Origin of the sequence: Mycobacterium senriense (genome assembly GCF_019668465.1) — a bacterium.
Lineage (GTDB): Bacteria > Actinomycetota > Actinomycetes > Mycobacteriales > Mycobacteriaceae > Mycobacterium > Mycobacterium senriense.
Map to the genome: position 1 here is coordinate 3,567,626 of NZ_AP024828.1, position 24,768 is coordinate 3,592,393.

The window sequence follows — 24,768 nt, forward strand, 5'->3', positions numbered from 1 at the left end:
AGGGTACCTGGGCTCGGTGTTAAAACCCTGAGTCACCTTACGACGGACTGCTCATGGGCACTGAATTTCCGGCCGCGAGCGCGGCCACCGTCATCGCCCGCATGACGGCGCGTGACCTCGCCGCGCGGACGGTCTTGCTGCGCGAAGTATCGGCGGACTTCATGCTGTGCGGTGTCGAATTAAGCAGACCGAACACGGCGTGCGCGGCCAGCCGGGCATCGGCCTCGGCCAGCTCTGGGTTCAGCTCCCGCAGCACCCCCACCCAGACCTCGACGTATTGACGCTGGGATTTGCGCACCTGCTTTTCGGCGGTCGCGGGCAGGTACGCGAGGTCGCGATCCTGGATGCGGATCAGGTCGGGCTCATTGAACACGAAGTCCAGATGGAAGTCGATCAGCGCGTCCAGGGCTGCGGCCGCGTCGGTGCTGTCCGTCTGCACCTTCCGCGCGCCGGCGAGTAGCCGCGTGCTGATGCCCACCAGCAACTCGACCAGCAGCGACTCCTTGTTCGGAAAATGCCGGTAGATCGCCGGACCGCTGACCCCGGCGGCCGCACCGATGTCTTCCAGCCGCACCGCGAGGAACCCGCGCTCGGCGAACAACCGCTCGGCGGCGGACAGCAGTTGTAGCCGGCGGTCGGACTTCAACTGGCTCCGGCGATTTGGAGCGTCAGCGGGACCGGCCTGGCCCTCGGAGGCGGACGCTGTCATGACGGACCTCCGTCTGGTCAACTGGCCCTAACGTAGCACGAGTTATTCGCGATTAACTCGTGCTCTGCGCCGACCGCGGTCCTTTCTGGACCGGCAACGACGGCAATGGTATTCTCGGCCCTTGAGTTAATGAGCATTAACTCAAAAAGCCCGACCGCACGACGGCAAGGAGGCTGCTGCGGCGATGGACAACGTGGTGACCTCACCCGCCAAGGCCCAGGCGTCGTTCTCCGATGAGCACCGCCGGCTGGTGGATGAGTTGAATGCCAAGCTCGCGGCGGCGGCGTTGGGCGGAAGCGAACGCGCACGGGAACGCCACGTCAGCCGCGGCAAACTGCTGCCCCGCGAACGGGTGGACCGCCTGCTCGACCCGGGCAGCCCGTTTCTGGAGCTCTCCCCGCTTGCCGCGGACGGCATGTACAGCGACGAATCTCCCGGGGCCGGGATCATCACCGGCATCGGCCGCGTGTCGGATCGGGAGTGCGTAATCGTCGCCAACGACGCGACGGTCAAGGGCGGCACCTACTATCCGATGACGGTCAAAAAGCATCTGCGCGCCCAAGAGGTGGCACTGCAGAATCGGCTTCCGTGCATCTACCTGGTGGACTCCGGCGGTGCGTTCCTGCCCCGGCAGGACGAGGTCTTCCCCGACCGCGAGCACTTCGGGCGAATCTTCTACAACCAGGCAACCATGAGCGCCAAGGAGATTCCGCAAGTGGCGGCCGTGCTCGGTTCGTGCACGGCCGGCGGCGCCTACGTGCCCGCCATGAGCGACGAGGCCGTCATCGTGCGCGAGCAGGGCACGATCTTCTTGGGGGGCCCGCCCCTGGTCAAGGCCGCGACCGGAGAGATCGTGTCGGCCGAAGAGCTCGGCGGCGGCGACCTGCATTCCCGGGTCTCCGGCGTCACCGACCACCTCGCCGAAGACGACGAGCATGCCCTGCGGATCGTCCGCGCGATCGCGGCCACCTTCGGCCCGCGCGAGCCCAGCCCGTGGGAGGTGCGATCTCCGGTCGCGCCCACCTGCGCCCAGACGGAGCTCTACGACGTGGTGCCCCCCGACCCGAGGGTGCCCTACGACGTGCACGAGGTGATCGTGCGACTGGTCGACGGCGGCGAAATCAGCGAATTCAAGGCCAATTACGGCAAGACGCTGGTGACCGCGTTCGCCTACATTCACGGCCACCCGGTGGGAATCGTGGCCAACAACGGCGTGCTCTTCAGCGAATCCGCTTTGAAGGGGGCGCATTTCATCGAGCTGTGCGACAAGCGCAAGATCCCGCTGCTGTTTTTGCAGAACATCGCCGGCTTCATGGTCGGCCGCGACTACGAGGCCGGCGGCATCGCCAAGCACGGTGCCAAGATGGTCACCGCCGTCGCCTGCGCCCGGGTGCCCAAGCTGACCGTCGTGATCGGTGGATCCTATGGGGCGGGCAACTATTCGATGTGCGGTCGGGCCTATTCGCCGCGCTTCCTGTGGATGTGGCCCAACGCCCGGATCTCGGTGATGGGCGGCGAACAGGCCGCGTCGGTACTGGCCACCGTGCGCGGCGAACAACTCGCCGGCGCGGGCAAACCGTGGTCGGCCGACGAGGAAGAGGCATTCAAGGCGCCCATTCGCGAACAGTACGAAAGTCAGGGCAACCCCTACTACTCCACGGCCCGGCTGTGGGACGATGGGATCATCGACCCCGCAGACACCAGAACCTTTGTCGGGCTGGCTCTTTCGGTGTGCGCCCAAGCACCGCTGGAGTCCGTCTCCTACGGCGTCTTTCGGATGTGAGTGCAGTGTTCGAGACCGTACTAGTGGCCAACCGCGGCGAGATCGCGGTGCGCGTGATCCGGACCCTGCGCCGGCTGGGCATCCGCTCGGTCGCCGTCTACAGCGACCCCGACGACGGCGCGCGGCACGTGCTCGAGGCCGACGAAGCGGTGCGGCTGGGACCCGCCGCGGCGCGCGAGAGCTACCTGAACATCGACAAGGTGGTCGGGGCGGCCGTGCGCACCGGATCTGAAGCCATCCACCCCGGCTACGGATTCCTGTCCGAGAACGCCGATTTCGCCGCGGCCTGCGAGCGAGCCGGAGTGGTGTTCCTGGGCCCGCCGGTCCGCGCGATCCAGGTGATGGGCGACAAGATCACCGCCAAGAACGCCGTGGCCGCCTTCGACGTCCCGGTGGTGCCCGGTGTCGCCAAGTCCGGGCTGAGTGATGACGAGCTGGTCGCGGCCGCGGACGAGGTCGAATACCCGGTGCTGATCAAGCCGTCGGCGGGCGGCGGCGGCAAGGGCATGCGGCTGGTGGAAGAACCGGGCAAGCTGCGCGAAGCGCTGGTGGGTGCGCGGCGCGAGGCCGCCTCATCGTTCGGCGACGACACCCTTTTCCTGGAGCGATTCGTGTTGCGGCCCAGGCACATCGAGGTTCAGGTGCTCGCCGACGCGCACGGCAACATCGTGCACCTCGGCGAGCGCGAGTGCAGCCTGCAGCGCCGTCACCAGAAGGTGATCGAGGAGGCGCCGTCGCCGCTGCTCGACGAGGCCACGCGGACGCGCATCGGCGCCGCCGCCTGCAACACCGCGCGCAGCGTCGACTACGTCGGCGCGGGCACCGTCGAGTTCATCGTCTCGGCGGACCGGCCCGACGAGTTCTTCTTCATGGAGATGAACACCCGCCTGCAGGTTGAGCATCCGGTCACCGAGGCGGTCACCGGGCTGGACCTGATCGAGTGGCAGCTGCGGGTGGGCGCCGGCGAGAAGCTGGGGTTCGCCCAGGACGACATCGAACTGCGCGGCCACGCCATCGAGGCCCGGGTGTACGCCGAGAATCCGGCGCGGGGCTTCCTGCCGACCGGTGGACGGGTGTTGCAGGTGTCCGAGCCGTCCGGTGATGGGGTGCGGGTCGACTCCTCGCTGCTGCCCGGGACGCTGGTCGGCAGCGACTACGACCCGATGCTGAGCAAGGTGATCGCCCACGGGACCGACCGCGCCGAAGCGCTGGCGAAACTCGATCGGGCACTGAGCCGAACCGCGATCCTGGGCATCCAGACCAACATTGAATTCCTCCGATTCCTGCTCGCCGACGAGCGGGTGCAGGCCGGCGACCTGGACACCGCGCTGCTGGACGAGCGGCTGGCGGACTTCGCCCCGCTGCCGGCCCCCGATGACGTGCTCGCGGCGGCTGGCCTCTATCGGCAATCGGCCCTGGCCTTGCGGGCGCGCCGCTGCGCGGGCAGCCCCTGGGCCGCCCCGACGGGCTGGCGGGTCGGCGGTGCCCCGGCCCCGGTCCGCACCGACATGCGCACCCCATTGCGCAGCGAAACGGTCTCGGTGTGGGGGTTGCCCGAGGCGGCCACGGTGCAGGTCGGCGATGGTGAAATACTGTCCGCCGCAGCGCAAGTCGAGGAAACGCGGATGAGCGTGACACTGGACGGGGTGCGCCGCGACTACAGCTGGGCCGAGGCCGACAGGCACCTGTGGATCGCCGACGAGCGAGGAACCTGGCACCTGCGAGAGGCCGAGGAGAACAAGATCCACCGCGCCGCGGGCGCGCAGCGGGCCGAGATCGTCAGTCCGATGCCGGGCAGCGTGATCGCGGTTCAGGCATCCTCGGGCACCGACGTTTCCGAGGGCGACGTGGTGGTCGTCGTCGAGGCGATGAAAATGGAACATTCGCTTGCCGCACCGGTTTCCGGACAGGTGGAGGTGCTGGTCTCCGTCGGAGATCAGGTGACGGTGGATCAGGTGCTGGCCCGGCTGGTGCCCGAAGAATCCAGCGCGGCGGCCGATTCGAGTAAGGACGCATCATGACCACATCCATTACCGCGGGGGCGTTACCCAAGGAGTATCAGGATCTTCGCGACACGGTCGCTGAGTTCGCGCGCACGGTGGTCGCTCCGGTGTCGGCCAAACACGATGAGGAGCACAGCTTCCCGTACGCAGTCGTGGCGAAGATGGGGGAGATGGGCCTGTTCGGCCTGCCCTTCCCCGAGGAGTACGGCGGCATGGGCGGCGACTACTTCGCGCTGTCGCTGGCGCTCGAGGAACTCGGCAAGGTCGACCAATCGGTGGCGATCACCCTGGAGGCCGGCGCCAGCCTCGGCGCGATGCCCATCTACCGGTTCGGCACCGAAGAACAGAAGCAGAAGTGGCTGCCGGACTTGACCGCCGGCCGTGCGCTCGCCGGCTTCGGGCTCACCGAACCTGGGGCGGGCTCGGACGCCGGGGGAACGCGCACCACGGCCCGGCTCGACAACGGCGACTGGGTGATCAACGGCAGCAAGCAATTCATCACCAACTCCGGCACCGACATCACCTCACTGGTCACCGTCACCGCCGTCACCGGAACCGCCGCGAACGGCAAGAAAGAGATTTCCTCGATCATCGTGCCCAGCGGCACACCGGGATTCACCGTCGAACCGGTGTACAGCAAGGTCGGCTGGAACGCGTCGGACACCCACCCGCTGAGCTTCGACGACGCCCGCGTCCCGGAGGAGAACCTGCTGGGTGCCCGCGGTACCGGCTACTCGGGCTTCCTGTCGATCCTGGACGAGGGCCGCATCGCGATCGCCGCGCTCGCGACCGGCGCGGCGCAGGGCTGCGTCGACGAAAGCGTCAAGTACGCCAAGGAACGCCAGGCGTTCGGCCAGTCGATCGGCGCCTACCAGGCGATCAGCTTCAAGATCGCGCGGATGGAGGCGCGTGCCCATGTGGCGCGTACCGCCTACTACGATGCGGCGGCAAAGATGTTGGCGGGCAAGCCCTTCAAGAAGGAGGCGGCAATCGCCAAGATGATCGCCTCGGAAGCGGCGATGGACAACGCCCGCGACGCGACCCAGATTCACGGGGGCTACGGCTTCATGAACGAATATCCGGTGGCGCGGCACTACCGCGACAGCAAGATCCTCGAAATCGGTGAAGGGACAACCGAAGTGCAGCTGATGCTGATCGCGCGATCGCTGGGACTGTCATGACTGACGGCAAGTCGATTGTCCAGCGCGGCTTGTGGTTTGAGGAATTCGAAACCGGCACCACCTATCTGCACCGGCCCGGCCGGACGGTCACCGAGGCGGACAACGTCTTGTTCACGACGCTCACCATGAACACCCAATCGCTCCACCTCGACGCGGCGTGGGCCGCCGAGCAGCCCGGCTTTCGGGGCGAGCGGCTGGTGAACTCCATGTTCACCCTCTCCACGCTGGTCGGGCTGTCGGTGTCGCAGCTGACGCTCGGCACCATCGTCGCCAACCTGGGCTTCTCCGAGGTGTCCTTCCCCAAGCCGGTGTTCCACGGCGACACCCTCTACGCGGAGACGGTGTGCACGGGCAAGCGTGAATCGAAGAGCCGGCCCGGCGAAGGCATCGTCACGCTCGAGCACACGGGGCGCAACCAGCACGGCGACGTCGTCGCCCGTGCCGTGCGCACCACCCTGGTGCAGAAGCGCCCGAGCGACGAGGAGACCAAGTGAACCTGCAAACCGCGGGCCCCGGCTGGCTGTTCTGCCCGGCCGACCGTCCCGAACGTTTCGCCAAGGCCGCCGCTGCCGCCGATGTGGTGATCCTCGACCTCGAGGACGGGGTGGCCGAGGCGGATAAGCCCGCGGCGCGCAAGGCATTGCAGGAGACACCGCTGGACCCCGAGCGCACCGTGGTGCGGATCAACGCGGCCGACACCGCGGAATATCCCCTCGACCTCGAGGCCCTGGCCGGCACCGCGTACACGACGGTGATGCTGTCCAAGACCGAATCGGCCGCCCAGGTGACGGCGCTGGCGCCGCGCGATGTGATCGCGTTGCTGGAGACGCCGCGCGGCGCGGTGTTCGCCACCGAAATCGCGGCGGCACAGGGCACCGTGGCGCTGATGTGGGGGGCCGAGGATCTGGTCGCCACGCTCGGCGGTAGTTCCAGCCGCAAGGCCGACGGCAGCTACCGCGACGTCGCCCATCACGTCCGGTCGACGGCCCTGCTCACGGCGTCCACCTTCGGTCGGGTGGCGCTCGACGCGGTGCACCTGGACATCCGGGACCTCGACGGCCTGCGCGACGAGGCCGAGGACGCCGTCGCGCTGGGCTTCGGCGGAACGGTGTGTATCCACCCGAGCCAGATCGCGGTGGTGCGCGAGGCGTATCGCCCCAGCGAGGAGCGGCTGGACTGGGCGCGACGGGTACTGACGGCGGCGCGGTCAGAGCGCGGAGTCTTCGCGTTCGAGGGACAGATGGTCGACTCGCCGGTGCTCAAGCACGCGCAGATGACGTTGCGCAGGGCGGGCGAGACCGTCCCCGAGTGAAACCCGGACCGGTCGCGCGCGGCGAAGCGCGACACGCTGTGCCGTCGTCGCAATCAGCGCGGTCTCTTCTCATTTGAGCGCATAATGGTGAGTACGTCAGTGTCGCGGCGAGCGAAGCGTTTCGGGTAACTGGCGATTGAACTCCGCTCGCGGTGGGCCCCGGCTGACTGTGCCGGGATCCGCTGTGGCTCACCGGGCCACGCGGCACCCCGGCGAGGGAGGCGGTGTGGCGCAGGTGTCTTCAGTGCCGATGACTGTCGATCTCGAGCCGGTGCAGCTCGTCGCGCCCGATGGCTCACCGACGCCCGAAGACCGCTACAGCCGTGAGCTTCCCGCGGAGACGCTGAGCTGGCTCTACGAGATGATGGTTGTCACCCGCGAGCTGGACGGCGAATTCGTCAACCTCAAGCGGCAAGGGGAGCTGGGGCTGTTCGCCTCGTGCCACGGTCAGGAAGCCGCTCAGGTCGGCGCCGTGGCGTGCCTGCGTAAGACGGACTGGTTGTTTCCCCAATACCGGGAACTCGGAGCATTTTTGGTGCGCGGGATCCCGCCGGGACACGTGGGCGCCGCGTGGCGCGGAACCTGGCATGGCGGCCTGGACTTCACCAAGAAGCGCTGCGCGCCGCTGTCGATCCCGATCGGTACCCAGACCCTGCACGCGGTAGGGGCGGCGATGGCTGCCCAACGCCTGGGCGAGGATTCGGTGACGATGGCGTTCCTCGGCGACGGCGCGACCAGCGTGGGAGACGTGCACGAGGCGCTGAACTTCGCGGCCGTGTTCGCCACGCCCTGCGTGTTCTTCGTGCAGAACAATCAATGGGCGATCTCGATGCCGATATCCAAGCAGACCGCCGCACCATCGCTGGCGCACAAGGCAATTGGCTACGGGATGCCCGGAATCCGGGTGGACGGCAACGACGTGTTGGCCTGCTATGCGGTGACGGCCGAGGCGGCCGCCCGGGCCCGCGCCGGCGACGGCCCGACGTTGATCGAGGCGGTCACCTACCGCCTGGCCCCGCACACCACATCCGATGATCCGAGTCGCTACCGGACGCAAGACGAAGTCGACCACTGGTCCGCGCTGGAACCGATCGCGCGGTACCGCAGCTACCTGCACGGCCAGGGCCTGTGGTCGGACAGGTTGGAGGAACGGGTTGCCGCCCGCGCGAAGCGGATGCGGACCGAATTGCGCGACGCGGTGTTCGACGCACCCGATTTCGACATCGACGAGGTGTTCACGTCGGTGTACGCCGAGATCACCCCGGGACTACAGGCGCAGCGCCGGCAGCTGCGGGCCGAACTCGACCGAAGTGATTGAGAGGCGTTCATGACACAGCTCGCTGATCGCCCGGCCGGCCACGACGAAACACTCACCGCGGCAGTAGATAACGTCGCGCTCGGCGCGCAGTCGTTGACTATGGTGCAGGCGCTCAACCGCGCCCTGCACGACGCGATGGCCGCCGACGACCGGGTGCTGGTATTCGGCGAGGACGTTTCGGTCGAGGGTGGGGTGTTTCGGGTCACTGAGGGACTGGCCTCGGCGTTCGGCGAGAGCCGCTGCTTCGACACGCCCCTTGCGGAGTCCGCCATCATCGGGATCGCGGTGGGGCTGGCGCTGCGCGGCTTCGTGCCGGTACCCGAGATCCAGTTCGACGGGTTTTCCTATCCGGCCTTCGATCAGGTGGTCAGCCACCTGGCGAAGTACCGCACCCGTACCCGCGGAGAAATCAACATGCCGGTGACGGTGCGCATCCCGTCGTTCGGGGGAATCGGTGCCGCCGAACATCATTCGGAATCCACCGAGTCGTACTGGGCCCACACCGCCGGCTTGAAGGTGGTGGTGCCGTCCAGCCCGGCGGACGCGTATTGGCTGCTGCGTCACGCGATCACCTGCCCCGACCCGGTCATGTATTTGGAGCCCAAGCGCCGTTATCAGGGTCGCGGCCTGGTCGACGTCACCAGGCCCGAACCGCCGATTGGGCAGGCGATGGTGCGCCGGCCCGGCACCGACGTGACCGTCGTGACCTACGGGAGCCTGGTCAGCACCGCGGTCGGTACCGCCGAAGAGGCGCAGCGGCAACGTGGTTGGAGCCTGGAAGTCGTCGATCTGCGGTCCCTGGTGCCGCTGGATTTCGATACCGTCGCCTCGTCGATCCATCGGACCGGGCGCTGTGTGGTGATGCACGAGGGCCCGCGCAGCCTGGGGTATGGAGCGGGGTTGGCCGCCCGAATTCAGGAGGAGCTGTTCTATGAGCTGGAGGCCCCGGTGTTGCGCGCGTGCGGGTTTGACACGCCGTATCCGCCGGCCCGGCTGGAGAAGTGGTGGCTGCCCGGGCCCGACCGGCTGATGGATTGCGTCGAGCGCGTGTTGGCGCAGCCATGAGCGACGAGCGGGTCAAGTCGTTTCGGGTCCCCGACCTGGGCGAGGGGCTCGAAGAAGTCACGGTGACCCGGTGGCACGTGGCGGTTGGTGACGACGTCGAGCTGAACCAGGTGCTGTGCACGGTGGAGACGGCCAAGGCCGAAGTGGAGATCCCGAGCCCGTACGGCGGGCGGATCGTCGAAACGAACGGCGCCGAAGGCGATGTGATCGACGTGGGGGCGGTGCTGCTGCGGATCGACACGGCGCCGCAGGGTGGTGACCTACCGTCGGCCGAAACCGGGGTGCCCACGCTGGTCGGTTATGGCGCCGATGCCGGCATCGACACCAGCCGGCGCACCACCCGCCCACTCGCCGCCCCGCCGGTGCGCAAGCTGGCCAAGGAGCTGATGGTGGACCTCAACTCGGTGCAGCATGACGCCGGCGCCATCATCACCAGGGAGGACGTGCTGTCGGCGGCTCGCGGCAACGGCAACGGCGCCGACGTCCGACCGGTCCGGGGTGTGCAGGCCCGGATGGCGGAGAAAATGGCGCTGTCGCACAAGGAGATTCCCGCGGCGAAGGTCGGTGTCGACGTCGACTGCGCCGAGTTGGTCCGGCTGGCCGACCGGATCCGGCCGGCGGAGGAGGCAATCACACCGTTCGTTCTCGTGTTGCGATTGCTGGTCATCGCGTTGCGCCACAACGAGATGTTGAACTCGACCTGGGTCGACTCGCCGCAGGGGCCGCAGGTGCGCGTCGAGCACCGGGTGCACCTCGGCATCGCCACGGCCACCGAACGTGGGCTGCTCGTTCCGGTCATCACCGACGCCCACGTTAAGACCACCCGCGAATTGGCCGGCCGCGCAGCTGAATTGATCGCAGGTGCGCGTGCGGGCAGCCTGGCGCCGGGGGAGTTGCGGGGATCGACGTTCACCGCGACCAATTTCGGGGCGCTGGGCGTGGACGACGGGATTCCGGTGATCAACCATCCCGAAGCCGCCATCCTCGGCATGGGTGCGATCAGGCCGCGGGCCGTCGTACGGGGCGCCGAGATCGTCGCGCGCCCGACAATGTCGTTGACTTGTGTGTTCGACCATCGCATCGCCGACGGTGCCCAGGCCGCTCAATTTGTCTGTGAGCTCAGGGATCTGATCGAGTCGCCCGAAACGGCGCTACTGGATCTGTAGCTTTCGCGTCAGGAGTGCGGCGGTACGGGGCACCATCTCGCCGCCGCTACGCCACTGGACAGCATGGCCTCGGCGGCCCATCGGGCGCGGGAATACCTACCGGCGTTGCGCCGCAGCCAAACGCTGTGCGAACTCCGGTGATTGGATGGAATACGACTGCGGCCCGAGCTCGGCGCGCATCGCGAACTCGTGCTGCTCGTTGTCCAGCGACCCCGGACTGACGGTGGCACGCATGGTGGCCTTGGTCGCCAGCACCACTTCCCGCGGGGCCGCCGCCGGGCCGGCGGCCAGTTCCAGGGCCGCGGCGACCGGATCGTCGGCCACGCTCAACGCCAAGCCGTGCCGCACGGCGGCGTCGGCGTCGAAGCGCATGCCGAACAGCAGGGCCGCCCGGGCGACCTGCGGGCCCACCGCGCGCTGCATCATCCACGTCGCACCCCCGCCGGGGTGAAGGCCCAGCTTCTGGAACCGCGCGTCGAACACGGCGGCGGGTCCGGCGATGCGCACATCGGCCGCCAGGGCCAGATTCAGGCCCGCGCCCACCGCGGCGCCGTTGACCGCGGCGATGGTGGGCAGCCGGCAACTGCCGACGGCCATGAAACCGTCGTAAAGCTGCTGCAGGCCCGTCTCGGCCGCTCCGCCGCCGGCGGCGCCGAGGGCGCTTAGGTCGGCGCCCGCACAGAACGCCTTGCCCGCCCCGGTGATCACGACGGCGTGCACATCGGGGTCGGCTTCGGCCCGCTGGACGGCCTCGCGCAGGTCCCCGGACGACTCGGCCGTTATGGCGTTGCGGCGATCGGGATCGTTGACGGTGATGAGCGCGACGCGGTTGGTGACGTTGTAGAGGATGACTTCGGACTGGGCCATCGGGCACCTCCGGCTTCGTGTATCGGCTGTGGATCAGCCCGACCTCACCGGTCCACCGGCGGCAGCGTCACGGGCGAGGTAAGACTACTTCGCGCCATCCGAATGGGATTGGCCGGTGTGAGCGTGATTAGCGAGAACCCGCAGGAAAGGGCGGCTATTGCACACGGGCTCCCCTATCATATTGACGCGCTCATGGTCGAACGCCATTCACGGGCGCGTGGTCTAGTTACCGGCTGGTAGCGCAAACGCGGACATCTTTGCGGACCGCGCCACGGATATTGGAATCTACAAGTGACATTGTATTTATAAAATCGTTATCTTCCGCATTTTAGATCTTTGGGGAGCGCCTGAATCGACCTGGCAAAACATATGGTGCGTCGCCGGCAAACCCGCTGGGTGCCAACGTCGCGCGCCGGCCCGGTTGAGCCGTCGAAATCTGCCCGAGCCGTTACAGCTCCGGTTTCGCTAACTTCTTCGCTAGCTCATCGAGTTCGGCTTGGCGCTCACGCACCGCGCACCCGCGCCGACCGATGCCCGCACCCTGCAGAATGGCCTCCGGCAGCGCATCGCTGCGCAACCTGCTGTTGGCGTAATGGATTGCGGCATCGATCATTTCGATGTACCGCTCCGCGTCATCCTCTGCGCAGGAGCCCTCGATGCGCTGGACTTCGTCCCAACACGGATAGGAAGAATACCGGGCATCGAGTTGCTGCTGAGAGACCTGCGTTCCGAAATAACACCGCCAATCGCGGCTCAACCAACCCCTCGTCTTGACTACGACTTTGATTCGATTGCCAACGCCAGCTATGAACCTCGGCTCCCCGACGCGCACCACTGGCTGCCACTCATTCGACGCCATATATCGCCAACCCCTCGAAGAGAAGACGCTCTAAGTATTGATCTCCCCGTGAGCGTCATCTGCTCGTTTTGACACGCTGTTCCCAGAACGATTAAACCGCAAACTCTTGGCGCTGACTTCGACTTTTGTGCATTCGTCAAAAGGTATGGAAACTGCCCGGATGCATTACCGGCGGTTCCGTGCCAGGGCTCTGCGACCCTTCCTGGCGAGCGCGAAAATATGGCCGTGACCTGCGTCACTGGTGCATTCGCCGCTCGGGCACCGTCGGAACATCAGGACGTGACTTCACCGACCCGCTAGCAGGTTGGTGACGCCCGGTCGAGTCTGTCGGCCGGGCCCAAGGATCCGTTGAGGATCCGCCAAGACGCGCTCCGCAAGCTCATGTCAGCTCGAAAGGGCTTCTCCACTCGGCATCGACGCTAGGAGCAACTCATGCGGACAACGGGGTACAGGACGACGCGCTCCGGGACCATGGCGTACCGGGCGTACGCACGGACCCGCAATCAAAGAATCGGATACGCCCGGCTGATGCTGGTCTCCGTCGCGACGGCCGGGTTGATCGGCCTGGGTATCGGTGTCGCCAGCCTCGATCGACCGCTGGCCGGCCGGCATTGTTCCGTTCCGGACGTGACCACGCATGACGCAACCGGCCTCACATTGTCGTGCAGCCCGGCGTCGACGGGAAACCGTGACTCGGTGTGGCAGTATGTCCCGGCGTCGTAGCCCCGATAGGCCAAGTGGCGCAGCGCGTTTCGGTCGGGTCGAATGCGCTGGGGGTGCCCAGCTGGGCAAGGACGAACGAGCGCCACCACCCGTCGATGCCTGCCGGGCCCGCAGCGGGTCGCAGCGTTTGACCCCGAGCACCGGATGGACGACGCTTGAGCGCATTCCACTGCGGAGCGAACAGGAGTATGTGATGGCGAAGGTGCTGTTCGTGGTCACGGGCGCGAGCTATTGGACCCTGAAGGACGGCACCAGGCATCCGACGGGCTACTGGGCCGAGGAGTTCGCGGCGCCCTACCGCGAGCTCACCGGCGCCGGTCACGAGGTCGTCGTTGCCACACCGAACGGTGTTGTGCCGCACGTTGATGCGATGAGCCTGCGGCCGTCGATGGCCGGTAGCGAGAAGATCGCGATGGAGCTGGAGGAGATCCTGAAGTCGGCCGAGGAATTGCGCCGGCCCATCGAACTGGCCGATGCCCGCCTCGAGGACTATGACGCCGTCTATTACCCGGGCGGGCACGGCCCGATGGAGGACCTGTGGCGCGACGCCGACTCCGGCCGGCTGCTGATCGCGGCTCTCGCCTCCGGCAAGCCGCTGGCGATCGTGTGCCACGCGCCGGTCGCCATGCTGGCCACTCGGCGACATGGCGTCTCGCCGTTTGCCGGGTACAAGGTCACGGCCTACACCAACGACGAGGAGGACGCGGTCGGGCTGCGGGAGATGGCCCCGTGGACCGCGGAGGACGAACTGGTGAAGATGGGCGTCGAGTTCTCCCGCGGCGAGGTCTGGAAGCCGTATACGGTCCACGACCGAAATCTCTTCACCGGCCAGAACCCGGCCTCCGCCAGGCCGTTGGCGCGCGAATTCATGAAGGAACTCGGTTAGGCGACCTCAGAGGTGGCCGGCCACGAAAGTGGCGGCCTGACCGGGCATTCCGGACCCCTGGTAGGACAGGTCCGCCGCCGAGAACATCTCGTCGTGCGACGGCAGCGCCAGGGGTCCGCCCGGAGTGCACACCGGGTCGCCGGGCGCACACAGGTCGATGGCCTTCGCGCCGTACCACGGGCTGACACCACTCACCGGTGCCCCGAGATACCGGGCCGACGGATTGCCGAACAGGGCCAGCGCCGCCACATGGTCGGCTTCGTCGGCCGTCAGGATCTGAGGATTCAGGCCCGCGATGGAAGCCTGGGCGATGGTGATCAGATCCATCACCATCGCGCCCTGCGAATAGCCGCCGAGCACCAATTTGGTGTTGGGGCAGTTCGCCACCATGGACTGAACGTGCGCGTGGGCGTCGCCGGCGCCGGCCGACGCGGACGGGGCGAAATCCTCGCCGGCTGGGTAGTTGACCGCATACACCCCGAGGGACCGCCCACCGATCTGGGAGCGCAGCGAGTCGATGAATGCCTGTCCGACCCCGCCGACGCCGGGTGGCTCGGCGGTGCCGCGGGCGAACGTCACCTCGACGTCGGGACACGGCGCGGCGGACGCGGAAATCGGTGGGCAGAGCAGCGCGGCCCAGGTCGCCACCACCGCGATACCGAATAAACGCGTCAACCGGCGTGCGTTCACGCTCCAGATGCTAATTGACAAGCTGTCGATAAGGAGCGGTGCTCGGGGCAGCAGGTGAACCGACCACCCGAGCCGGGTGCCCCCGGCACGACTCGAACGTGCGACCTAGGGATTAGAAGGCCCTTGCTCTATCCACCTGAGCTACGGAGGCAATGTGCAGGTCAGTCTATCCAACCGCGCTCGCCGATCCGCCTGCACGCCGCCACGCGCACGAAAACCCTTCCCGCGCCGCGTTTATCGGTTATCGTGAAAAACCTCGACACACGTACAAAACCGGCCGGACATCGGCCGTTAACCGCGACGAGGCGTGTGCATAACGTCGAGAGGTGACGTTTCAATGAGCGTGGCCAGTAATCAGTCTTCGCCCCGCGCATGGGCGGGCGCCCAGGCGGCACGCCTGGCGGCCGAGGCCAGGGGTGTCTATCAGCTCGGCAACCTGGTGCTACGCGGCGGGCCGTTCGCCCTGGGCTGTTTCGCCGGATGGCTGTTCACCGAGTTTCCCCCGCACGTTCTTACCGGGCACGCGCTGTCGCGGGTCTCGCACCCGTCCGTCGGCCGGGTCGGCATGACGCTGGCCGCCCAGCGGGCGGACAAGACCCTCACCACGTCGCTGGAGGAGGCCTTCGGCCCCGAGTTTCGTGAGCAGGTGTGTCACCCCGCCGCGGTGGGCGCCCTGTGCGCCCCGCGCGGAGGCCTGTTGGGCCGGCCCGGCCCGCACCGCCGGTACGCCGCGCAGACCTCCGACATATCTTATGGCCCCAGCGCACGCGACCACCTGCTCGATATCTGGCGGCGCGATGACCTGGCCCCCGGCTGCCGCGCACCGGTCCTGATCCAGGTGCCCGGCGGCGCGTGGACACTGAACGGCCGGCGCCCACAGGCCTACACCCTGATGAGCCGCATGGTCCAGCTCGGCTGGATCTGCGTCTCGATCGACTACAGCAAGAGCCCGCGCGCCACCTTCCCCGCGCACCTGATGGACGTGAAGAGGGCGATCGCCTGGGTGCGGGAGAACATCGCCGACTACGGCGGCGACCCCGACTTCATCGCGATCACCGGCGGTTCGGCGGGCGGGCACCTGGCCTCCCTGGCGGCCCTCACCCCGAACGATCCCACCTTCCAACCGGGCTTCGAAGACGCCGACACCACCGTGCAAGCCGTGGCGCCCTACTACGGCGTCTACGACTTCACCGACTTCGAGAACATGCACCCGCTGATGCTGCCGTTCCTCGAGCAGTTCGTGATGAAGGCCCGCTACGCCGACGAGCCCGAACGCTTCACGTCGGCGTCGCCGGTTTCCTACGTGCACAGCGACGCCCCGCCCTTCTTCGTGCTGCACGGCGAGAAGGACGAATTGGTGCCCAGCGGCCAGGCCCGTGCCTTTTGCGCGGCGCTGCGCGCGGCCGGCGCAGCCACTGTGGCCCAGGCCGAACTCGGCAACGCCCACCACGCTTTCGACATCACGCCGACGGTTCGGTCGCGGCTGGCCGCCGATGCGGTCGCCGATTTCCTCGGCGTCGTCTATGGGCGGCGTGTCAGCTTGCTCCTGGATTCGCTGCCCCTGTCGGCCACTTCGGCCAGCTGAGCCCGGGTCGCGGTACCTGCCGCTTCTTTCACCGGCGCGGTAACCCGACTAGCGTTGGGTAGACCGTTGGGGTGGGTGGGTCCAAGGCAGGAGGCTTGATCGACGGTGACAACGTTGGCGCGTCGAGCTGATGACCATGTCTGAGTCCGTCGAGACGATCAGGTTGTCCGACGAACTAGGGCCCGTCGACTACCTACTGCACAGGGGAGAGGCCAACCCGCGCACCCGCTCGGGGATCATGGCGCTCGAGCTCCTGGACACCACGCCGGACTGGGAACAGTTCCGCGCCCGATTCGAAGGCGCCTCGCGACGGGTGCTGCGGCTGCGGCAGAAGGTCGTCGTGCCGACCCTGCCGACCGCGGCGCCGCGCTGGGTGGTCGATCCCGACTTCAACCTCGATTTTCATGTGCGTCGGGTGCGGGTGTCCGAACCCGGCACGCTGCGTGAGGTATTCGATCTCGCCGAGGTCACCCTGCAGTCGCCGATGGACATCTCGCGGCCGCTGTGGACGGCCACCCTGGTCGAGGGGCTGGCCGACGGCAAGGCCGCGACGCTGCTGCATGTCAGCCACGCCGTCACCGACGGCGTGGGCGGGGTTCAGATGTTCTCCGAGATCTACGATCTCGAGCGCAATCCGCCGGCCAAGCCGACGCTGCCGCTGCCCGTCCCGCAAGATCTCTCGTCCAACGATCTGATGCGCCAGGGCATTAACCACCTGCCCTTCGCCGTGGTCGGCGGCGTCATGAACGCACTGTCCGGCGCGGTCTCGGCGGCCGGGCGGGCGGTTCTGGAACCGACCGCCACCGTGTCGGGGATCGTCGGGTACGCCATGTCGGGGATGCGGGTGCTCAACCGCGCCGCCGAGCCGTCGCCGTTGCTGCGGCGGCGCAGCCTGGCCACCCGCAGCGAGGCGATCGATATCCCGCTCGCCGACCTGCACAAGGCCGCCAAAGCCGGCGGCGGGTCGATCAACGACGCCTACCTGGCCGGGCTGTGCGGCGCCCTGCGCCGCTACCACCAGGCGTTCGGCGTGCCGATCAACACGCTGCCGATGGCGGTGCCGGTCAACCTGCGGGCCGAGGCGGATACGGCCGGTGGCAACCGATTTACCGGCGTCAACCTCGCGGCGCCGATCGGCACCGTCGATCCCGTCTCGCGGATGAAAAAGATTCGCGCTCAGATGACGCAACGCCGCGACGAGCCCGCGATGAACATCATCGGTTCTTTCGCCCCGGTGCTCAGCGTCTTGCCCACCGCGGTGCTGGAAGGAATCACCGGCTCGGTGATCGGCTCCGACGTGCAGGCCAGCAACGTCCCCGTCTTCCCGGGAGACACCTTCATCGCCGGCGCAAAAGTCTTGCGGCAGTACGGCATCGGTCCGCTGCCCGGAGTGGCGATGATGGTGGTGCTGATCTCGCGGGGTGGCTGGTGCACCATCACCGTGCGCTACGACAGGGCCGCGGTGCGCAACGAGGCGTTGTTCGCCCAATGCCTGCTCGAAGGCTTCGACGAAATCCTGGCGCTGGCCGGTGACCCCCCAACGCGGGCGGTGCCCGCCTCATTCGTCGAACCGGCCGTGTCGTCTCGATCGGCGGCGAGCTCGTGAGTGCCTCGAAAGAGCAGGGGGACAAGGGCGAAACCCCCACAGGGGACATGCGGTTGCCCGGCTCGGTGGCCGAGATCATGGCCAGCCCCGCGGGCCCGAAGATCGGCGCGTTCTTCGACCTGGACGGGACATTGGTCGCCGGGTTCACCGCGGTCATCCTGACCCAGGAGCGGCTGCTGCGCCGCGACATGGGCGTGGGGGAGTTGCTCGGCATGGTGCAGGCCGGCCTGAGTCACACGCTGGGTCGTATCGAGTTCGAGGACCTCATCGGTAAGGCCGCCGCGGCGCTGACCGGGCGACTCCTCGACGACCTGGAAGAGATCGGCGAGCGACTGTTCGTCCAGCGGATCGAGTCGCGGATCTACCCGGAGATGCGCGAGCTGGTGCGTGCTCACGTGGCCCGTGGCCACACCGTGGTGCTCAGCTCCTCGGCGCTGACCATCCAGGTCAACCCCGTCGCGCGTTTCCTCGGAATCTCCAACATGCTCACCAATAAGTTCGAGACCACCGAGGACGGCATGCTCACGGGCAGCGTCAAGAAGCCGATTCTGTGGGGTCCAGGCAAAGCGGCTGCGGTACAGCGCTTTGCCGCCGAGCACGACATCGATCTCAAGGACAGCTACTTCTACGCCGACGGTGACGAGGACGTCGCCCTGATGTACCTGGTCGGCAATCCGCGGCCGACCAATCCCGAAGGCAAGATGGCCGCGGTGGCCAAGCGCCGCGGTTGGCCGATCCTGCGATTCAGTAGCCGTGGTCCCGTGGGCCTGCGCCGGCAGGTGCGCACCCTCGCCGGACTCGGCTCGATCGTCCCCGTCGGGGCTGGTGCGGTGGCGATGGGTGTGTTGACCGGTAACCGGCGGCGGGGCGCCAATTTCTTCACCTCCGTTTTTTCCCAAACGGTGCTCGCCACCACGGGAGTACGTCTCAATGTCGTCGGGAAAGAAAATCTCACCGCGCAACGGCCGGCCGTCTTTATCTACAACCACCGCAACCAAGTTGACCCGGTCATCGCCGGCTCGCTGGTGAACGACAACTGGGTTGCCGTAGCCAAGAAGGAACTGCAGAAGAATCCGATCATGGCCCTGCTCGGTAAGGCGTTGGACGGTGTGTTCATCGACCGGGACGATTCGGCCGCGGCGCTGGAGACGATGCGCACGGTCGAAGAGAGAGCCAAGAGCGGGCTTTCTATCGTGATGGCCCCGGAAGGTACCCGGCTGGACACCACCGAGGTCGGTCCCTTCAAAAAAGGCCCCTTCCGTCTCGCGATGGCCGCGGGCATCCCGATCGTCCCGATCGTGATCCGCAACGCCGAGCTCGTCGCCGCCCGCAACTCGACCGTCATCAACCCGGGCACGGTCGACGTCGCGGTCTTCCCGCCGATCTCGGTGCAGGACTGGACGCTCGACACCCTGCCCGACCGCATCGCCGAGGTGCGCCAGCTGTACCTGGACACCCTCGCTAACTGGCCCGTCGACGACCTGCCCGAGGTCGACCTGTACGCCGAAAAGGAGGCGGCAGAGAACGCCCAGAGCCGGACCAAATCACCCGCCAAGAAGGCGCCGGCCAAGAAGGCGCCTGCCAAGAAGGCGCATGCCGCACCGGCGAAGAAGGCGGCACCGGCCAAGAAGGCTCCGGCGAAGAAGGCCGCACCGGCGAAAAAGGCCGCACCGGCGAAGAAGGCCGCACCGGCGAAGAAGGCGGCGGCGAAGAAGTCGGCACCGGCGAAGAAGGCGGCACCGAAAGCCGCACCGCCCAACCCAAATCGCCACGAGTCCCAGGCCGCCCTCAAAGACGGTGAGGTACAACGACCCGCCGGCAACGCCGCCGTGGACGCCGAGCCATCCGAATCGCCGCCCCGAGGGCATCCGTGACCGAACCGGCCGCGGATAGCAGCGCGGTCCTTGCCGGACGAGACTCGCTGATATTGGCGTCGATGGCCTCGCCGGTCGAGACGGAACTGGTGACGGCGTGGATGGATCAACAGCGCACCAGCCATCCGGGAGCAAACTTCGGCCTGGTGAAACTGCCGCCGCTCGACGCGCCGCCGGAAGCGCTGACGGCCCTGGCCGAACAGCTCGAATCCGGGGAAGACCGTTCGATTGTGCCGGTGCGGGTGTTCTGGCTGCCCGAGCCGGATCGCGGCCGGGTGGCCAAACTGGCCGGCTTGCTGCCCGGCCGGGATCCCTACCACCCCAACCAGCGTCAGCAAGAACGGATCGTGCGGACCGCTCCGCTGCGCGCGCGGGTGGTGGCCGGTGAAGCGGCCACCGTCGCCGAGCTGCGGCGGCAATGGCGAGACACCACGGTCGGGGAAGACAGGAACGACTTCGCCCAATTCGTGATCCGCCGCGCCATCTTGGCGATGGAGCGCGTGGAGTACCGAATCCTCGGGCCGCAGTACAAGTCGCCGCGGCTGGTGAAGCCGGAAATATTGGCCTCCAACCGGTTTCGCTCGGGCCTGGCCAAGATTCCCGGCGCCACCGTCGACGAGGCCGGAAAGATGCTCGACGAACTCGCCACCGGGTGGAGCCGGGCGTCGGTCGACCTCGTCGGGGTTCTCGGCAGGATGCTCAGTCGCGGGTTCGATCCCGAGATCGATTACGACGGCTATCAGGTGGCGGCGATGCGGGCCGGCCTGGAAGCGCACCCGGCGGTGCTGTTGTTCTCGCACCGGTCCTACATCGACGGCGCGGTGGTGCCGGTTGCCATGCAGGAGAACCGATTACCGCCGGTGCACGTCTTCGCGGGCATCAACCTGTCGTTCGGCGCGATGGGACCGCTGCTACGACGCTCCGGTGTGATCTTCATCCGCCGCAACATCGGCAACGACCAGCTCTACAAGTACGTACTGCGCGAATACGTCGGCTACATCGTCGAAAAGCGGTTCAACCTGAGCTGGTCCATCGAGGGCACCCGGTCGCGCACCGGAAAGATGCTGCCACCCAAGCTGGGCCTGCTGGCCTACGTCGCCGACGCCTACCTGGACGGCCGCAGCGAAGACATTCTGTTGCAACCGGTCTCGATCAGCTTCGACCAGCTGCACGAGACCGCCGAATACGCCGCCTACGCCCGCGGCGGTGAGAAGACGCCCGAGGGCGTCGGCTGGCTGTACAACTTCATCCGCGCCCAGGGGGAGCGCAACTACGGCAAGATCTACGTCCGATTCCCCGAAGCCGTGTCGATGCGTCACTACCTGGGCGTCCCGCACGGCCCGCTGGCGCAGGATCCGGACGCCAAAAGGCTTGCGCTGCAGAAAATGTCGTTCGAGGTCGCCTGGCGGATCCTGCAGGCGACGCCGGTGACGGCGACGGGCCTGGTGTGCGCGCTGCTGCTGACCACCCGCGGCGCGGCGTTGACGCTCGGCCAGCTGCACCACACCCTGCAGGACTCACTGGATTACCTGGAACGCAAACAAAACCCGATGTCCACCAGCGCGTTGCGGCTGCGCACGCACGATGGGGTGCGCGCGGCGGTCGACGCGCTGTCCAACGGACACCCCATCACCCGGGTCGACGGCGGCCGGGAACCGGTATGGCGCATCGCGCCCGAAGAGCAGCACGCCGCGGCGTTCTACCGCAACTCGGTGATCCACGCCTTCCTGGAGACCTCGATCGTCGAACTCGCGCTGGCCCACGCCCGCCACGCCGACGGCGACCGCATGGAGGCCTTCTGGACCCAGGCGATGAGGCTGCGCGATCTGCTGAAGTTCGACTTCTATTTCGCCGATTCGGCGACCTTCCGGGACAACATCGCCGAAGAGATGGCGTGGCACAACAATTGGGCAGCCCATGTGTCCGCCGGAGGCGACGAGATCCACGCGCTGTTGTTCGCCAAGCGTCCGCTGATGGCGGATGCGATGCTGCGGGTGTTCTTCGAGGCCTACGAGATCGTCGCCGACGTGCTGCGTGACGCACCCGCGGACATCGGACACAAGGAACTGACCGACCTGGCGTTGGGCGTCGGCCGACAGTATGTGGCGCAGACCCGGATCCGCAGCAGCGAATCCGTGTCGACGCTGCTGTTCGCCACCGCGCGCCAGGTTGTCGAGGATCAAGACCTGATCGCGCCGGCCCCGGACCTGGCCGACAGGCGGGGGGCTTTCCTGCGAGAGCTGCGCGACATCCTGCAAGACTTCAACTACGTCGGTCAGATCGCGCGGGATCAATTCGTGGCCCGCGAGGCCAGGGCGCGCCAGGACCTTCTGGACGGCCAGCCTCTGTAGCCGACGGGCCCGCCCATACCCTGGACATATGACCGTCGCCCCGCCGGCCGGCAAGGCCCCGACCGAGGCCTCCACCCAGCGCCGCGCGCTGGTGTGGCCGGTGCTGGCCGGTGTCGCGGTGCTGGCGGGCTGCACGGCCGCCGGCATCGGGACGCTCTCGCTGGCCAGCGCGCTGACCGTGACGGGCCTGCCCGACCCAGGCCAGGTGACCACGCTCGGGCTGCCGTTCGTTCGCGCCGCGGGTGAGATCGCCGCCGTGCTCGCGGTCGGGTCGTTCCTGTTCGCCGCGTTCCTGGTGCCGCCGCAGCGAAATGGTGTCCTCGACGCCGACGGCTATCGGGCCCTTCGGCTCGGGACGGTTGCGTCGGGCGTGTGGGCGGTGTGCGCGGCCCTGCTGGTCCCGCTGACCATCTCCGACGTGTCCGGCCATCCCATCGCCGACATCCCCCCGATGCGGATGTGGTCGTTGGCGGGTCTGATCACTAACGCCTCGGCCTGGCGCTGGACCGCGATCATGGCCGCGGTGATCACGCTGGCGAGCCTGTCGGTGCTGCGCTGGTCGTGGACGCCGGTGCTGGCCGCCGCGTCGGTGATGACGCTGATTCCGCTGGGATTGACCGGTCATTCGTCGGCCGGCGGTTCGCACGACCTGGCCACCAACGGCCTGCTGATCCACCTGGTCGCCGCCAGCCTGTGGGCCGGTGGCCTGCTCGCCCTGCTGGCCCACGCCCTGCGCGGCGGTGGCCACCTCGGGCTGGCCGCGCGGCGGTTCTCGATGATCGCGCTGTGGTGTTGGGTCGCGATGGCGGTGAGCGGCGTGGTCAACGCCCTGGTGCGCGTGCAGCCGTCCGACCTGTTCAGCACGGACTACGGCCGGCTGGTCATCGCCAAGTTCGTCGCGCTGTGCCTGCTGGGCGGGCTTGGCTGGCGCCAGCGGCGCGTGAGTGTGGCTGGGCTGCAAGCGGATCCGAATCCGGCACGCGCACGTGGTGCGCTGCTGCGGCTGACCCTGATCGAGGCCGCCATTTTCGGCCTCACCTTCGGCATCGCCGTCGGGCTGGGCCGCACCCCGCCGCCGCCACCGCCGGCCCGGCTCCCGTCGATCCCCGAAGCCGAGATCGGTTACGACTTCGACGGGCCGCCCACCGTGGCGCGCATCCTGTTCGACTGGCGCTTCGACCTGATCTTCGGCTCCGCCGCCCTCGTCTTCGCCGCGCTATATGTGGCCGCGCTGCTGCGGCTGCGGCGGCGCGGCGACACGTGGCCGCCGGGTCGGACCGTTTCCTGGCTGCTCGGCTGCCTGGTGTTGCTGTTCGTGACGTCGTCGGGGGTCGGGCGCTACATGCCGGCGATGTTCAGCATGCACATGGTGGTCCACATGTGCCTGTCGATGCTGATCCCGATCCTGCTGGTGCTCGGCGCCCCGGTCACCCTGGCGCTGCGGGCGCTGCCCGCGGCCGGCCGTGACGATCCGCCGGGCATGCGGGAATGGTTGTTGGCCGCGCTGCACAGCCGGATCTCCCAATTCCTCACCAACCCGGTGGTGGCCACCGTGCTGTTCGTCGCCGGGTTCTACGGGCTGTACCTGTCGAACCTCTTCGACACCACCGCGAGCAGCCACGCCGGACATCTGGCGATGAACGTGCACTTTCTGCTGAGCGGCTACCTGTTCTATTGGGTGGTGATCGGGGTGGACCCGACGCCGCGACCGATCCCGCCGCTGGCCAAGGTGGCCGTGGTTTTCGCATCGCTGCCGCTGCACGCCTTCTTCGGGGTGGTGCTGATGGGCACCAAGAAGGTGCTCGGCGCCGACTATTACCGCTCCCTCGGCCTGAGCTGGCACACCGATCTGCTGGGGGATCAGCGGCTGGGCGGGGGCATCGCCTGGGCGGCAGGGGAATTCCCGCTGGTGATCGTGATGCTCGCGCTGCTTATCCAGTGGGCGCGCAGCGATCGCCGCACCGCCAAGCGGCTGGACCGGGCCGCGGACCGCGACGACGACGCCGAGCTGGTCGCCTACAACGCGATGCTGGCACAGCTGGCGCAGGGCGAGACGCCCAAGCGGGCCGGCCAGGCCCCCGCCGACCCCGACTGATCCACAGTCCCGGTTTCTTCCACAGCGACGGCCGATTCCCGGGTTGTTCTCGCGGCGTTCGTCGGTGGCGCCGCGCCTACTGGCAGCCATAGCCAATGCAATCGAGAAGGGATCAGCCCATGTTCGAAACCCCGCTTACCGTCGTCGGTCACATCGTCAACGACCCCGCCCGCCGCAAGGTCGGCGACCAGGAGGTCATCAAATTCCGGGTCGCCAGCAACTCGCGCCGCCGCACCGGTGACGGCGGCTGGGAACACGGGCACTCGCTGTTCGTCACGGTCAACTGCTGGGGAAAGCTGGTCACCGGGGTGGGCGCCGCGCTGGGCAAGGGCGCGCCGGTGATCGTGGTGGGTCACGTGTACACCAGCGAATACGAGGACCGCGACGGCAACCGCCGCTCGTCGGTGGAGATGCGGGCGACCGCGGTCGGGCCGGACCTGTCCCGCGTCATCGTGCGCATCGAGAAGCCCGGCTACACCGGCCCCAACGCCGGGCAGGACAGCGCGGCCCCGGGAACTTCCGTCGACGGCGTCGACGTTAGTACCGAGGACCCGCTGGTCGACGACGATCCGGCCGGCACGGGTGACGCGGTTACCGACGAGGCTCCGCTGTCCATTCCCGCCTGAGCCCGGTCGGGCGCGGGGCGGCCGCCGGCGGGCGATGCCTAGGATGGTCCGCGAGATCACTCTGCAAAT

The 24,768-nt window shown here is 67.7% G+C and carries 20 protein-coding genes and 1 tRNA gene; 16 read left to right on the plus strand and 5 right to left on the minus strand.

Going from position 1 to position 24,768, the window contains the following annotated elements; genetic code table 11:
- Positions 1–37: 37 nt before the first annotated feature.
- Positions 38–709, minus strand: a complete 672-nt coding sequence (locus tag MTY59_RS17085; protein ID WP_221042202.1) for an SACE_7040 family transcriptional regulator — start codon at positions 707–709, stop codon at positions 38–40.
- A gap of 196 nt (positions 710–905) precedes the next feature.
- On the opposite strand from MTY59_RS17085, the gene MTY59_RS17090 reads away from it, so the two are divergent.
- The 8 genes from MTY59_RS17090 to MTY59_RS17125 all read left to right on the plus strand — a co-directional run bounded on the left by MTY59_RS17090 (position 906) and on the right by MTY59_RS17125 (position 10,537).
- Positions 906–2,492: a carboxyl transferase domain-containing protein gene (locus tag MTY59_RS17090; RefSeq protein ID WP_221046487.1), complete on the plus strand. Its 1,587-nt coding sequence runs from the start codon at positions 906–908 to the stop codon at positions 2,490–2,492.
- A gap of 5 nt (positions 2,493–2,497) precedes the next feature.
- Complete coding sequence (locus tag MTY59_RS17095) at positions 2,498–4,513, plus strand: acetyl/propionyl/methylcrotonyl-CoA carboxylase subunit alpha (RefSeq protein WP_221042203.1); 2,016 nt, start codon at positions 2,498–2,500, stop codon at positions 4,511–4,513.
- A complete protein-coding gene (locus MTY59_RS17100) occupies positions 4,510–5,676 on the plus strand; it encodes an acyl-CoA dehydrogenase family protein (RefSeq protein WP_221042204.1) in 1,167 nt (388 codons plus the stop codon). Before MTY59_RS17095 ends, MTY59_RS17100 begins: the two co-directional genes overlap by 4 nt.
- Entirely contained in the window at positions 5,673–6,170 is a 498-nt protein-coding gene (locus tag MTY59_RS17105) for a MaoC family dehydratase (protein WP_221042205.1), read from the plus strand. The genes MTY59_RS17100 and MTY59_RS17105 overlap by 4 nt, the downstream gene beginning before the upstream one ends.
- Positions 6,167–6,988, plus strand: a complete 822-nt coding sequence (locus MTY59_RS17110) for an HpcH/HpaI aldolase/citrate lyase family protein (RefSeq protein WP_221042206.1) — start codon at positions 6,167–6,169, stop codon at positions 6,986–6,988. Before MTY59_RS17105 ends, MTY59_RS17110 begins: the two co-directional genes overlap by 4 nt.
- A gap of 250 nt (positions 6,989–7,238) precedes the next feature.
- Positions 7,239–8,306, plus strand: a complete 1,068-nt coding sequence (gene pdhA, locus MTY59_RS17115; RefSeq protein WP_221042207.1) for a pyruvate dehydrogenase (acetyl-transferring) E1 component subunit alpha — start codon at positions 7,239–7,241, stop codon at positions 8,304–8,306.
- A 9-nt stretch (positions 8,307–8,315) separates the two neighbouring features.
- Positions 8,316–9,371 carry a 3-methyl-2-oxobutanoate dehydrogenase subunit beta gene (gene bkdB / locus MTY59_RS17120; RefSeq protein WP_221042208.1) on the plus strand — a complete coding sequence of 352 codons (1,056 nt, stop codon included), beginning with the start codon at positions 8,316–8,318 and terminating at the stop codon, positions 9,369–9,371.
- Positions 9,368–10,537, plus strand: coding sequence for a dihydrolipoamide acetyltransferase family protein (locus tag MTY59_RS17125; protein ID WP_221042209.1), 1,170 nt, complete (start codon positions 9,368–9,370; stop codon positions 10,535–10,537). Before bkdB ends, MTY59_RS17125 begins: the two co-directional genes overlap by 4 nt.
- A gap of 96 nt (positions 10,538–10,633) precedes the next feature.
- Here the strand turns inward: MTY59_RS17125 and MTY59_RS17130 are convergent, their stop codons facing one another.
- Both MTY59_RS17130 and MTY59_RS17135 read right to left on the minus strand, forming a co-directional pair.
- Positions 10,634–11,404 carry an enoyl-CoA hydratase gene (locus MTY59_RS17130; RefSeq protein ID WP_221042210.1) on the minus strand — a complete coding sequence of 257 codons (771 nt, stop codon included), beginning with the start codon at positions 11,402–11,404 and terminating at the stop codon, positions 10,634–10,636.
- A 448-nt stretch (positions 11,405–11,852) separates the two neighbouring features.
- Positions 11,853–12,263 (minus strand): hypothetical protein, encoded by a 411-nt coding sequence (locus tag MTY59_RS17135; protein WP_221042211.1) that lies wholly within the window; start codon positions 12,261–12,263, stop codon positions 11,853–11,855.
- A 432-nt stretch (positions 12,264–12,695) separates the two neighbouring features.
- Here MTY59_RS17135 and MTY59_RS17140 point away from each other — a divergent pair, with 432 nt between their 5' ends.
- Entirely contained in the window at positions 12,696–12,986 is a 291-nt protein-coding gene (locus MTY59_RS17140; RefSeq protein WP_221042212.1) for a hypothetical protein, read from the plus strand.
- 193 nt (positions 12,987–13,179) lie between these two features.
- A complete protein-coding gene (locus tag MTY59_RS17145; RefSeq protein WP_221042213.1) occupies positions 13,180–13,872 on the plus strand; it encodes a type 1 glutamine amidotransferase domain-containing protein in 693 nt (230 codons plus the stop codon).
- Between the two features lie 6 nt (positions 13,873–13,878).
- On the opposite strand, the gene MTY59_RS17150 is transcribed toward MTY59_RS17145, so the two are convergent.
- Together MTY59_RS17150 and MTY59_RS17155 are read right to left on the minus strand one after the other, a co-directional pair.
- On the minus strand, positions 13,879–14,562 hold the full coding sequence (locus MTY59_RS17150) for a cutinase family protein (RefSeq protein WP_221042214.1): 684 nt from the start codon (positions 14,560–14,562) through the stop codon (positions 13,879–13,881).
- Positions 14,563–14,639: 77 nt separating this feature from the next.
- Positions 14,640–14,713, minus strand: a tRNA-Arg gene (locus MTY59_RS17155).
- 186 nt (positions 14,714–14,899) lie between these two features.
- Here MTY59_RS17155 and lipQ point away from each other — a divergent pair.
- The 6 genes from lipQ (at position 14,900) to MTY59_RS17185 (ending at position 24,699) form a co-directional block, all read left to right on the plus strand.
- A complete protein-coding gene (gene lipQ / locus MTY59_RS17160) occupies positions 14,900–16,147 on the plus strand; it encodes an esterase LipQ (protein ID WP_221042215.1) in 1,248 nt (415 codons plus the stop codon).
- Between the two features lie 136 nt (positions 16,148–16,283).
- On the plus strand, positions 16,284–17,753 hold the full coding sequence (locus MTY59_RS17165) for a WS/DGAT/MGAT family O-acyltransferase (protein ID WP_221042216.1): 1,470 nt from the start codon (positions 16,284–16,286) through the stop codon (positions 17,751–17,753).
- Entirely contained in the window at positions 17,750–19,627 is a 1,878-nt protein-coding gene (locus tag MTY59_RS27710; protein WP_221042217.1) for an HAD-IB family hydrolase/lysophospholipid acyltransferase family protein, read from the plus strand. The genes MTY59_RS17165 and MTY59_RS27710 overlap by 4 nt, the downstream gene beginning before the upstream one ends.
- Complete coding sequence (locus MTY59_RS17175; protein WP_221042218.1) at positions 19,624–21,978, plus strand: glycerol-3-phosphate 1-O-acyltransferase; 2,355 nt, start codon at positions 19,624–19,626, stop codon at positions 21,976–21,978. The genes MTY59_RS27710 and MTY59_RS17175 overlap by 4 nt, the downstream gene beginning before the upstream one ends.
- 28 nt (positions 21,979–22,006) lie before the next feature.
- Complete coding sequence (locus MTY59_RS17180) at positions 22,007–24,073, plus strand: bifunctional copper resistance protein CopD/cytochrome c oxidase assembly protein (RefSeq protein WP_221042219.1); 2,067 nt, start codon at positions 22,007–22,009, stop codon at positions 24,071–24,073.
- A gap of 119 nt (positions 24,074–24,192) precedes the next feature.
- Positions 24,193–24,699: a single-stranded DNA-binding protein gene (locus tag MTY59_RS17185; RefSeq protein WP_221042220.1), complete on the plus strand. Its 507-nt coding sequence runs from the start codon at positions 24,193–24,195 to the stop codon at positions 24,697–24,699.
- Positions 24,700–24,768 lie beyond the last annotated feature (69 nt).